10 protein-coding genes are annotated in these 12,310 nt (G+C 48.5%); 7 read left to right on the plus strand and 3 right to left on the minus strand.

Translation table 11 applies throughout. The features are described 5' to 3' along the window. The first annotated feature begins 227 nt into the window (after positions 1 to 227). Positions 228 to 2,021, plus strand: coding sequence for a divalent metal cation transporter (locus Pan241w_RS13370; protein ID WP_145216400.1), 1,794 nt, complete (start codon positions 228 to 230; stop codon positions 2,019 to 2,021). A 34-nt stretch (positions 2,022 to 2,055) separates the two neighbouring features. Here the strand turns inward: Pan241w_RS13370 and Pan241w_RS13375 are convergent, their stop codons facing one another. Beyond that, on the minus strand, positions 2,056 to 2,970 hold the full coding sequence (locus Pan241w_RS13375) for a glycosyltransferase family 2 protein (protein WP_145216403.1): 915 nt from the start codon (positions 2,968 to 2,970) through the stop codon (positions 2,056 to 2,058). A 309-nt stretch (positions 2,971 to 3,279) separates the two neighbouring features. On the opposite strand from Pan241w_RS13375, the gene Pan241w_RS13380 reads away from it, so the two are divergent. The 6 genes from Pan241w_RS13380 to Pan241w_RS13405 all read left to right on the plus strand — a co-directional run bounded on the left by Pan241w_RS13380 (position 3,280) and on the right by Pan241w_RS13405 (position 11,207). Beyond that, a complete protein-coding gene (locus Pan241w_RS13380; protein WP_145216406.1) occupies positions 3,280 to 4,728 on the plus strand; it encodes a hypothetical protein in 1,449 nt (482 codons plus the stop codon). Between the two features lie 610 nt (positions 4,729 to 5,338). Further along, the gene (locus Pan241w_RS13385; RefSeq protein WP_002649391.1) at positions 5,339 to 5,512 is read left to right on the plus strand and encodes a Flp family type IVb pilin; all 174 of its coding nucleotides are present in this window, start codon (positions 5,339 to 5,341) and stop codon (positions 5,510 to 5,512) included. Between the two features lie 560 nt (positions 5,513 to 6,072). After that, on the plus strand, positions 6,073 to 6,624 hold the full coding sequence (locus Pan241w_RS13390; RefSeq protein WP_145216409.1) for an A24 family peptidase: 552 nt from the start codon (positions 6,073 to 6,075) through the stop codon (positions 6,622 to 6,624). 311 nt (positions 6,625 to 6,935) lie between these two features. Beyond that, positions 6,936 to 7,982 carry a Flp pilus assembly protein CpaB gene (gene cpaB / locus Pan241w_RS13395; RefSeq protein ID WP_145216412.1) on the plus strand — a complete coding sequence of 349 codons (1,047 nt, stop codon included), beginning with the start codon at positions 6,936 to 6,938 and terminating at the stop codon, positions 7,980 to 7,982. 182 nt (positions 7,983 to 8,164) lie between these two features. Next, positions 8,165 to 9,910: a type II and III secretion system protein family protein gene (locus Pan241w_RS13400; protein WP_198000510.1), complete on the plus strand. Its 1,746-nt coding sequence runs from the start codon at positions 8,165 to 8,167 to the stop codon at positions 9,908 to 9,910. 85 nt (positions 9,911 to 9,995) lie between these two features. After that, positions 9,996 to 11,207: an AAA family ATPase gene (locus tag Pan241w_RS13405; protein WP_145216418.1), complete on the plus strand. Its 1,212-nt coding sequence runs from the start codon at positions 9,996 to 9,998 to the stop codon at positions 11,205 to 11,207. A 26-nt stretch (positions 11,208 to 11,233) separates the two neighbouring features. Here the strand turns inward: Pan241w_RS13405 and Pan241w_RS13410 are convergent, their stop codons facing one another. Together Pan241w_RS13410 and Pan241w_RS13415 are read right to left on the minus strand one after the other, a co-directional pair. Continuing rightward, complete coding sequence (locus tag Pan241w_RS13410) at positions 11,234 to 11,566, minus strand: hypothetical protein (RefSeq protein ID WP_145216421.1); 333 nt, start codon at positions 11,564 to 11,566, stop codon at positions 11,234 to 11,236. A 168-nt stretch (positions 11,567 to 11,734) separates the two neighbouring features. Further along, entirely contained in the window at positions 11,735 to 12,223 is a 489-nt protein-coding gene (locus tag Pan241w_RS13415) for a DinB family protein (RefSeq protein WP_145216424.1), read from the minus strand. Between the last annotated feature and the right edge of the window lie 87 nt (positions 12,224 to 12,310).

Below are 12,310 nucleotides of genomic sequence, written 5' to 3' on the forward strand. Positions count from 1 at the left end.
GAGGCACATGTGAACTGTCATTTGAATTCAAACTCTGATTTCAGTTCATTCGAATGCGAGAACAGCAGCACTCGTTCACGCTTTCTTTGAGTTAAGCGATTCTCACGCTGGATCGAGGAGCGATGCTTGATTCTCAGCCCATAACTGGTTACCTTGGTTCTTCCTGTATCTCAGACTTAATCTTTATTTAACATATCCAATAACTATTGGTATAGCAAGAGTTTGCAATGACAGACGAAGCAGCAAATTCCCGAATTGAACAAGACCGCCAACTCATCCTGGATGCCAAACAGCGTGGTACGGGGGCAAAGATTGCCGCGTACACAAAGCTCTCCGGCCCTGGGTGGTTGCAGAGTGCGATTACACTCGGTGGCGGTTCGCTGGCAGGTGGCCTCTATCTGGGGATTCTTTCCGGATATCACCTGATGTGGTTACAGCCCGTGGCGATGATCATGGGCGTGATCATGCTGAGTGCCATCGGTTATGTGGCATTATCAACGAAGGAACGACCCTTCGCATCGATCAATACTCACATCAACCCGGTTCTGGGTTGGGGCTGGGCGATTGCGACTCTGATGGCAAACCTGGTCTGGATTATGCCTCAGTATGCGTTAGGGACAGCAGCCCTGCAGCAGAATCTGGCGCCCGAATTTTTTGGTGACGGAAAGAACGGTCTCATCTCTGCGGTCGCAGTCCTGTTTGTGATCTCAGCAATTGTGATCTGGTTTTACGATTCCGGTGGATGGGGCATCAAACTGTTTGAAGCGATCCTGAAAATTCTGGTGGGAATCGTCGTACTCTGTTTCTTCGGCGTCGTACTGAAAATGAGTTTCTCCACCAATGATCTGGACTGGGGAAAGATTCTCGCCGGCTATATTCCCAATTTCAGTCTGTTCGCGAATCCTTCGCCGGAATTTTCTGACGTCCTGTCACAGGCAGGAAGTTATGCTGATTACTGGAAAAATCTGATTGTGGGAAATCAACAGAAGGTGATGATCACGGCAGCTGCGACCGCAGTCGGAATTAATATGACCTTCCTCTTGCCCTACTCGATGCGCGCCAAAGGTTGGGACAAGGATTTCCGCGGACTGGCCATGTTTGACTTATCAACGGGCCTGTTTGTCCCATTTGTATTGGCAACGAGTTGTGTTGTCATCGCAGCTGCTTCACAGTTTCATGCGAAGCCGGCGGCAGGCTTATTGGGCGAAAAAAATGCCGAAGGCCAGGTTGTTCAAGCCGACCCCGGATTATTAGGCCAGTACAACAAACTGCTTGACAACCGTATTAAAGAAGAGCTGTTTGACAACCGTAGTAAAGCAGAAGTCTCTCCTGAAGAATGGAGAGAATTGCAGAAAAAATGGAGCGAATTGCAGCGTAAAGACAAAGGGGAGGCTTTGCAGGCAAAACGGAACGAATTGCCTCTGCCCGAACGAACGCTGGCAGCCATGCTGGTGAACCGGGATGCATTCCAACTGGCGGCAGCACTCAAGCCGTTGGCGGGGGCAACGGTGTCTCAGGTGGTCTTCGGCATGGGCGTGGTCGCGATGGCTATTTCTACAATTATCATTCTCATGCTGATCAACGGGTTCGTGTTCTGCGAAATGCTGGGAGTCGAACCGCGGGGAACCTTCCACCGCATCGGCTGCTATATGCCGGCGTTGACCGGAATTGCAGGACCCTTTATCTGGGGTGATTCGGATGCCAAGGCCTGGTTGGCCGTGCCGACATCCATGTTCGGCATGGTGCTGTTGCCGATTGCTTATGCGACCTTCTTCTTCATGATGAACTCGCCGAAAATTCTGGGAGATCGGATTCCCAAAGGGGGCAAGCGTGTTGCCTGGAACCTGGCAATGGGGATTTCGACACTACTGGCGACATTCGGTTGTGTCTGGAGTATCAAGTCCAGCCCGTTTGCGACTTATGGATTTATTGCGCTGGGCGCGTTTATTGGGCTGGCGATCATCGTGCATTTCATGCGGATGGCCGGCGGCAGTCATTCCTCTGATACGCAAGCAGACTAAGATTCAAAAATCCCGATACCGCTGGTAACTGCGATTACTGCAGTTGCACGCGGTTGTCGGCTTCGGATTCGATTTTCTTACTGAAGAAAATTTTTGAAGGCCGAATTCTGAGTCGTTGTGCCCAGAAGCGTGCCAGAACAGACAGGGTTCCCAGCCCGTATTTGACACAACGCCGGAAATTGATACTCGATGCTTCCGGGAAATAACGGACCGGCACGGGAATGTCGCCGACACGGAATTTGAAGTGAACGGATTGTGCTAAAAACTGGCTGTCGAACACAAAGTCGTCTGAGTTCTGTTCAAACGGGATCGTTTCCAGGACTTCTCTGCGATAAGCGCGGAATCCGCTGTGAAAATCTCCCAGGTTCTGGCCGAGCGCGACGTTTTCCGTAATTGTCAACAAACGGTTGGCGAGATATTTCCAGGCAGGCATGCCTCCGGCCAGCGCTTCCTGGCGGGTGCGAATGCGCGATCCCATGACGACATCGCAAATTCCCAGTTTGAGTAGCTGAACAGCGATCCCTACGACCCGACTGTCGTACTGATAATCTGGGTGCAGCATCACAACATACTCTGCTCCGTGATTCAGAGCATATTCATAACAGGTTTTCTGATTCCCACCATAGCCCCGGTTCTGCTTATGCTGAATGACGGTGAGCCCTTCCCGCAAAGCCAGGTCGATGGTGCCATCGGTACTGCCGTCATCCACCAGGATAATTTCATCCACCACATCTGTCGGCAAATCAGCCAATGTTTTTAAAAGTGTCGGTGCCGCATTATAGGCAGGCATCACAACGATGGTCTTTCCCACAGGTGCGCTGGCACGTTCGATTTCTTCGAGCAGGGGTTCCAGATTACGGAACTGCGACATGACCTCGGCACTATCCGGAGCAATCACAGGTTCTGCCAGATGGGAATTCGAGCTTGATGTTGAGATGGATTCCAGCATGTGAGTCTCCAGGAAATAAATCGAGTCGTTGATTGTCTTTGTCGCCGATCTAAATTTGATATCGAAAACTTACCTTACAGAATGAAACGGCGATTCACTTGATTCCGTCTGGAGAATGGGGAAGCCTGATCTCATTTCACGTTAATTCCGATTGAACCGATTGTATCGATCGTCGTGTCTGATTCTCTGATTGATGTTTCAATTAATCATCAAACGTTGCAAAGTGTCAGCGGGAATCCATCCACGACCTATGTTAAGAATACGCAGGGCTCCTTTCATCTCGCCCTGAGAGCAAATGGAAAAGGTACGATGACGAATCAAGACCAGCAAACATTGCCCTGGCAATTATTTCAGGCGATCCGGACCCAGAAAGTGCCCATTATTTCATTGGGACTGACGGTGCTGGTCAGCTTTGGAATTGCGATCAGCTTTGGTTTTGTCAACTGGGATGATCCCTGGTATGTGATTCATAATCCGCTCGTGAAAAGTTGGAGCCCGGATAATCTGCAGAAGATTGCAACTCAAGTGGTCACCCGGAATTACGCACCGCTGACGGTGTTCTCATTTCTGGTGGATCACAGTTTGTACGGGATGTGGGCCGGCGGGTATCATCTGACGAATATTCTACTGCATCTGATCAATTCGGTTCTGGTCTTTCTGCTCGTCACCCGGTTGACTCACAACCGTCTGATTGGCTGGGCTACAGCAGCGGTATTTGCGATACATCCGGTACAAGTCGAAACGGTGGTTTGGATTTCTTCACGCAAAGGCCTGTTGTCTGGTGCATTTATTCTGGCGTCGCTCTGGTATTGGCTGCGGAAAGATCGCACTTTGGAGCAGAATACCTGCGGGTTTCTTTGCTTTATTTTTGCGTTGCTCTCCAAAGCACTTGCGGTGATCGTGCCGGCGATTGTCTTCTGCTTTGATTACTGGGTGGCAAAGGTGCCGTTCCGTGAAGCAGTGAAACGACAGATTTTTCCCGGGTGCTGTGCCCTGCTGTTGCTGGTGATTACCATGTTGGCACAAACCAGCGAACTGGGGGGCGTCCGCGATCATTTCGGCATGAGCAAACTGGAAATTCTTTCGGTTGATACCGTGATCATGTCGAAATACATCCAGATGCTGCTCTGGCCTGACGCGCGATCGGTCCTTTACGATCCGCCAACTTCGGGAATCAGTTTGAATATCATGATTTCGATTGGTGTCTGGCTGATTGCAGCCTGGCTGTTTGTGCGGATGGGAAAACGCCAGCCCTTAATTCTATTTGCCGGGGCGACGTTTGTATTGTTATTGATCCCGGTACTCAACTTATTTCCGATCACCACATTAATGAATGATCGCTATCTCTATCTGCCCTGTATCCCATTTTTTGCCCTTCTATTTAGTGCCTCTCTGCAGCTTTTAGAGTTAATGCGGGAACGAATTCTGAAACCTCTGCTGAGTCCCAGACATATTTCGGGGTACCTCGTTCCGGGCATTTTCGGCGTGCTGGTTCTGTTTTTATTAACCCGCTACAGCCTGCTGACAGAGCGTTATCTGACGATCTGGAAGGATGGTCTTACGTTATGGCGCTACACATCGCAGCAGGTGCCTCAGTTGCCTGTCGTGCAGATTCAACTGGCGAACAGCTATCACAGCCAGGGGGAATCGGAGCGGGCAATCGCGATTATCAGGCAGGCCTTACAGGATACGAATCCTGATGAACTGGATCGCCAGCGGATGGAGCAGAAGATTCAGGAATGGGAACGGCAGAAATAAACGGGCCGCGTTGCTTCCCTGTTTTCTACTCTGACCGCGCAGAAATTCTCGTGAGGCAGCGTTGATTGAATGCTCCCAATCCAGAATCCAGTGCACCGTCTGTTGTCATTGAATCGTAAGTCGCGAAAAAAAGTGGATGTTGATTTTTGGCAACATGCTTTCAGTTCTCGGATTTCATAGAGTTTGCGGGCACTTGAGTGTTTCTTTTTCAGAACGTGTCATTTTTATCAAAAAATCTTTTGTATCTCTGCTTGACTGTTTCAACCGGTGACCTACTTTTGTGTGTCAGCACAAGACATTGAGAAACAATGAATCAAGTGTGCTAACAAGTTAAATGACATTATCTCGGAACTCCTGTTCCGTTTTTATGAAACTTTAAATCTCCAATACGTTTTCTGCATTTCTGATGGGAGTGCAGAAAGTTTGCTCTTCTAAAGAGGGGGCATATTGGGCGCTTCATTTGAGGATGTAACTCAAAGAGGCAAATGTTTCGGGTGAGTTGTGTGAAGATGCGGGCACGCCGTGTTACCTCTTCCATAGCTTGGTTGTTTTGTGTCGAGACATGTGGTTCATGAATCGACTCCAATTGGAAAGAAAGAGAGCAACAACAATGAAGAATCTGACAAAGAGCATCAAGAATTTCCTGGTTTCAGAAGATGGTCCTACAGCTGTTGAATACGCTGTGATGCTTGCTCTGATCGTGATTGTTTGTCTGACTGCTATTCAGGCTGTCGGTACAAACGCGAATGCGAAATTCGAAGCTGTTCGTGATGCATTGACCTAATAGTGGTTAGTTGCCTCGCAACAAAATTGCGTGTAATTCGCTCAGCCGAACCGTTCGGCTGGGCGTTTTCTCGCGTAATAGATTCTTTAAAAGACCGTTTGAAATCTTTTGATCCCTGTGTTTTACCCGAAGCGTGTTTGTAATTACTTCTTAATTTCGAGGAGAGAGCAGAATGTTTCCTTTCTGCATAGATGCCCCAGCGAGTGCGATTTTGGAAATGATCATGCTGATCGTTCCCGTCATTGTCTGGTTTACATCGCTTCTAACATGTAGCCGCTGCTAGTCTGTTTGAAACAGATGACGCCGGGATGACACACAACCCAGAGTGCTTTAACCGGGTTGTAAGAAAACTGCATAATTTTGCAAGATATTCCCTGCTCTGCTCTGCTTGTGACCTAAACTGAATAATAAGAATACAAAAGTAAAATGATTCAGCTCTGGTCGTCTAGGTTCTTTCCGCTTTGGGAACCAGTTCTGAATTTTTGATTTAAAACAAGAAACATCCCCAACGAAATGTGAAAAACACATTTCAATCAGATTGAATAAGAAAGGCCAGATTGATGGATTGGCATCAGATACTTCTCGAGAATTGGCATGTTAAGTTTGTTTCCATCGTCTTGATTTATGCTGCTTACATCGATGGAAAAGAGCTGCGGGTTCCGAACTGGATTACCTACCCGATGGTACTTTCCGGACTGGTCTATATGACCTGGACCGGCGGACTGGCAGGCCTGGGTTGGGGATTGCTCGGAATGGTAGTTGGCCTGGCGACTCTTCTCCCCTTGTACAGCGTGGGGGGCATGGGAGCCGGTGATGTGAAGTTGATGGCAGGCATCGGTGCCTGGTTGGGTGTCAAAATTACCTTCTATGCATTCTGTGTCACAACCGTCGTTGGTGCCATTATGGCGATCGGCATGGTCCTCTACCGCAAGAGCTTTTACAAGCATTTAGGTCAGGCCATTTTGATCCTGGATGAATGGCGTTCGGTCAAGAATCCACGTGAACTATCTCGGATCGCGAAAGAGCGAAAACCGACCATGTATCTTCTGCCTTATGGGATTCCCATTTGCATTGGATCCATCGCCTACTTTTTCTATGCCGGCTTACTGTAAGACTCGGATCGAAAAAGGTTGATGGGAAAATAGAAAAAATACAACAAGTGCGGGTTATTGGTTAGGGCGCCCTTCGGGGCGCCGTAACCAGAATTATTATTCCAAACGATAAAATCGTTATAAATTGAAGCAAGTACTCATAAAGTGCCGATGTTGACCATGATGGCAGAATTTTCTTTCTGCATCACCTGTGAATTCAGGATGAAATCAGGTCTGACATTTCGGGAAACAGCGACTGGCTCTTAGCGGGGACAAGGCTGTTTTCAGACACGAGAGTCACTTGATTTGTTTCTCTTTGACGGGTGACAGATATGAAAGTTAAGTCATTAATGATGTTGGTAGTCGCAATCGGCTGTGGTTTGGTTGCGATGTTGGGCGTGAGGCAAGTTCTCAGTAAAGATGGGGATAAGGAACCGGTCAAGACTGCAAACGTTCTGGTGACGATTGCGGAGATCGCTCCTGGGACTCCTCTGACTGAGTCCAATGTGAAATTCAAGTCATGGCCAATCGACCAGGTGCCGGAAGGCTCTGTTACAAAACTGGAAGAGTATAAAGATCGTTCTATTAAAACCCGGGCAGTTCCTGGTGAGATCGTGATGAAAGCGAAGCTCAGTGAACAAGGGGTGCGTGGAGCATCGGTAGAAATTCCAGATGGGAAACGAGTCTTTACGACATCGGTGGATATGACAAAAACTCACAGTGGGTTAATCCTGCCAGGTGACTTTGTGGATGTCTATGTGACATTCACGGCACGCAAGCCACAGGGCGGTCTGTCAACGATTACCAAGGTCATTCTGGAACGCGTCAAAATATTTGCAACAGACAATTTAACGGATGTTGGAGGAACAGACAGTAATCAGGTGAAATCGAAGAATATTTCCTTGTTACTTTCTCCCAAAGAAGGGGCCATCCTGAAGCTGGCCGAGAAAAAAGGAGAAGTTCACCTGGCTTTGAGGGCTGCCTCTGATGATTCGGATACAGAAGACGTTCAATTTGATGATGATGAGCTGGCGGAAGTCTTTTCGATTGATGGCAGCGAGTATCTGGATGAGGAAAAAGACAACTCAGAAGGAGATGTGAAAGAAGACAAATCTCAAAAACTGGCTCAAAAAGGCAAAGGCGGCTCAGCCAAAAAGTTTCTGGACGAAGAACAGGGACCACAGGAAATGACCTCTGCAGAAGTGGAGCCAGAGGTGGAAGAAGCCAAGCCAATGTGGCAAGTTGAGGTTTATGCCGGGGAAGAAAAAATCATTCAGGAAGTCGAACTTCTGGAAGAAGAGCTGGATGATCAAAAAGAGGCATTAAAAGATTTGTGGGAAGTGTTTACGAACAAAAAAGAGAAAGAGAAGATCAACTGATTCTGCCCTGCCCTGTCAGGGAGTGCAGAGGCAGTGAGTGGGCCAGAAAGAAATATTCCGATCCAGTATGGGATCATGTTATTGAACTGAGTGAATTGAAACCGGGGTTTTCCCAGGTTTCAATGGTTTCACTGTTTAAAAAGTAAGGGGCAAGGATGCTGGCCTTAAAAAAATGCTTAAGAATGAATAGTCTTCCTTTGTTTTTCGCATTGGTGTGCAGTCTCATCAATGCAAAAGGATATACGCAGGAAGAGCCGCCTGCTCCTCCCGGAGCAAGCGAGCCGATCGTTCAGGTTACAGCTGACAAGATGAAGCTGGAAGTCACTGAAAAATTCTCCAAGATTCTTAAGTTCCCCGGTAAAATTAAACGCGTGGATGGTTTCGATCCCACCGTATTGGGGATCACCGCCCTGACTCCCAATGAGATCCGGGTTCAAGCTCTGGTTCCGGGCGTGACCACACTGGTCATTACAGACGAAAACGGGAAAGTGTTTTCTGTAGAGACATTTGTGAGTGGTGATGCACGGCACCTGCAGGCTTATCTTCGCGAGCTGTTTCCCAAGTCATCTGTGACTGCCATCAAGGTTCAGGATTCTGTCGTCTTGCGTGGCTGGGTGACAGAGCCGGAAGCGATTACCGAAATGGTAGAAATTGCTGAGCAATTCTTCCCCAATGGTGTGTTGAATCAGATGAAACTGGCTGGTGTGCAGCAGGTACTGCTCAAAGTCAAAATCATGGAAGTTCAGCGATCCAAGATTCGCCAGTTAGGCGTAAACTGGTTATTCCTGAATCAATCCTCTTATGTTTACAGTACGCCGGGGACGTTAGTTCCCATCACGGGGATTACAGTTCCCTTTGGTGGACCCCCTGCATTGACTGCTTCACAGAACCTGATTAGTGGGACTTCACTTGGTTTTGGTTTAGTAGACAGTTCCAGTATCTTTCAGGCCTTCATTGAAGCCTTGAAGCAGGAAGCGTTATTGAAAATTCTGGCAGAGCCGGAACTGGTAACAACCAGTGGTCGCCCTGCCAATCTGCTGTCCGGTGGTGAGTTTCCCATTCTGGTTCCTCAAAGTTTAGGTACCGTGACTATCGAGTGGCGTGAATTTGGTGTCCGAATGGAAGCAGTTCCGATTGTGCTCGGTAATGGGCGTCTGCGATTAGAAGTACAACCTGAAGTCAGCGAACGCGATTTTTCCAATGCGGTACAGGTTGCCGGGACGACAGTACCCGGGTTAACCGTGCGTCGTGCGAATACTGCTGTAGAAATGAATTTCGGTGAAACCATGGTGATTGCCGGTTTGATTTCCAGCCGAAAAACGGCAGAGACTTCCAAAACACCCTTCCTGGGAGAGTTGCCTGTGATTGGGGCGGCCTTCCGTCGTGTGCGATACACCGAAGGAGAAACAGAACTGGTGATCATGGTGACGCCGGAACTGGTTTCGCCGCTGAAGTCAGGTCAGGTGCCTCCAGGTGGTCCTGGCCGATTTACGGCGACACCAACAGATCGCGAGCTCTATCTGGATGGCGTACTGGAAGTTCCCAGCTATGGCAGTGATTGCCCTGAGTGCCGGTATTCGATTCCCGGGCCGATCGGTCCTGAAGCGATGATGAACATGGAAAATGTCTTACCCCCTGCTTCCGCATCGCAAATTCCCCCTGCCCCTCCTGCACCGACGATTCAATCTGAAGTGATCAGGAAGCCTTCTCTATCACCAGAAAGTGTGAAAAATTTGGAGGTACAGCAGAAACTGAATCAAGTGCCTGCCCAGACTCCAGTGAATACTAAAGTGCCTGATCTGTCGAGTTCTCCCAAACAGGAATGGAAGGCAAAGCAGAAAGCAACGAGTCCGAAGCCGGTTAAGAAGCCCAGTAGTGTGAGCAAGCCTGCCGGAGATCGCCCGGGTTTAATTGGACCGGGAGGCTAGAAAAACTAAAACTCGCCATGAGCTGATTCGATAATAGTAAAATGCAATCGCAATAACTTAAACCTTAAGCATAAGTGAACATCTAATGAGTGGAGTTGTTCGATTATCCATCATCGATCCAAATGAATCGACACGCAATGAGCTGAAGAATATGCTGATTGGCGTCGATATGGTTTGGCTTGAAGCAGAATGTAGTCGTTACGAATTCTTCACGGAGGTTGTTTCACAGACCCAGCCCGACATTGCTTTAATCTCCCTGGATGCCAATCCGGAGATGGCCTTGAACCTGATCGCTCAGGTAACCCGGGATTTGCCTACCTGTAATGTGATTGTGGTGAGTAGTTCGCAGGAAGGCAGCCTGATTTTAAAGGCGATGCGAAATGGGGCCAAAGAATTTTTAGGCTATCCGCTGGTTCTGGAAGACTTCCTGGCTGCGTTGAACCGAATTCAGATGACTTCGGGGAAATCAGAGGGAGATCTGAATGCCCCTCGATCGAGCCAGGTGATTACGGTCGCGGGAGTCAGTGGTGGCGTTGGTTGTACTTCACTGGCAATCAATCTGGCTTGTTGTCTGGCCAGCAACGAGCGTAACAGTGTGGCAGTGATCGACCTGGATCTCGCGTTGGGTGATACTGATGTCTGGCTCGATATTATTCCAGATTATACGATTCAGGATGTCGCCGAAAATATTTCACGGCTCGATTATTCGTTATTGAAGCGATCACTCACCAAGCATAGTTGTGGTGCGTTCCTGCTACCCCGCCCCGTTCAAATGGATATGTCGGTGCAGATTACGACTGAAGTCTTAAGGCGGATTATTGCTTTATTGCGTGCAACCTTTACGCACCTGGTGATTGATGTCAGTAAATCATATAACAGTCTCGATATGGCAGCGATGGAGCTTTCGGATTCCGTGTTGCTGACGGCGCAGTTGGATCTGCCTTGCTTGAGGAACGTGGTCCGACTTTCACAATTCTTTGACAACAATGAATATGTTTCTGATAAAATCAAAGTCGTGATGAATCGTCTGGGACTGGAAGATACTCAAATCAGTATCAGCAAAGCCTTGGAGACCATCGGTCGCGACATCTTCTGCCAGATTCCGAATGACTATGCCACGATGGTCGAATCGCGAAACAATGGCGTTCCACTGGTCGTGCAGGCGCCGAAGGCCAAGCTGACCAGAACGATTATGGAACTGGCAAACAGTGTCGGCGGCGAATCCATTTCTGTTACCGATGATTCTGCTGCAAGAAAGAAGAAGAGCCTGTTTGGTTTTCTGAATAATTCCAAATAAGAATCAGGATCTGATTTCTCTGTGCTTCAGGCATCCAGATCCAGGTGAGTGCCTAACGTACCTTCCGCATCAGGTGCTTTGTGATGCTCTTCTTCGGTTTCCTGTTCGTTGGTCTCAGACTGTGCGCCGCGTCCCTCTTCATCATCATGACCTAACGGCATGCGGCCATCAGCGTCCCGATCACCCGATTTGTCTGCATCGCCGACGTCGTGAAGCTGGTGATCGGTCATCGCTTTTTTGTCGATGGCCATATTTTGCTGAGCTGCTTCGGCTTTCTGTTTATCGGTGCTGGCATCACTTCGTTGAGCACCGGCAAACGAACTCGCTAAATTCACAGAACCGGGATTGATCGAACTCATAATCAGAGATCCTTCAGCTGATTTACCTGTTTGCTGTTCAAAATCAGGTTGAATGTCTGAAGCGGCTGGCTCAATTCTTGTATTGAAGCTGATATTTTGGGTGAAGCGGGAAAAATGTCAAGAGTGATCCGCTTGTCCGGAGCATCACGGGAGTGGGGGAGGCTTTTATTACTGTTCTGTTTTCCACGAATTCAGCAGTAAATGTGCCTGACCCTGGTGATGAGGTTCATGCCAGCAGACAATTTGCAGCGCCATTTGGTTAGTCCAGCCGCGTTCCTGAAGCCCTTCCGGAATTTGCTCCATTTCTGCTTCGGAGATCTGAGAAATCGTGTTCAGTAAATTCGCTCGCGACTCTTCCAGGACCGATTGGATCGTTTCCACAGTCGGAATATTCTGATCCGCGATACTCCCTTTCTGGAAGAGGGGAAACCAGTCGGAAAGATTGGAAGGGGTCTTTCTCAGGCGATCTGTCGCGAATAATTCCTCAGTAATCGCGATATGCATGATTTGCCAGGCAATATGTGCCCTTTCCGGGCCGGGCCGATATGCTAACGCACTTTGTGGGTCATCAAACTGGCTGATTTCATTGAGCAGTTTCAACGTCATTGTTCGATTCAATTCCAGGAGTTGGCCGACGGTTGCGGTATCAATGCTCATATGACCTGTTCACCTTTAAGTATCCGAATGGTTCTGACAGTTGTGAAAATCTTTGCTTGATTGTATATCTCACGGTCTACATCCGAA

Source organism: Gimesia alba (assembly GCF_007744675.1).
GTDB classification, from domain to species: domain Bacteria; phylum Planctomycetota; class Planctomycetia; order Planctomycetales; family Planctomycetaceae; genus Gimesia; species Gimesia alba.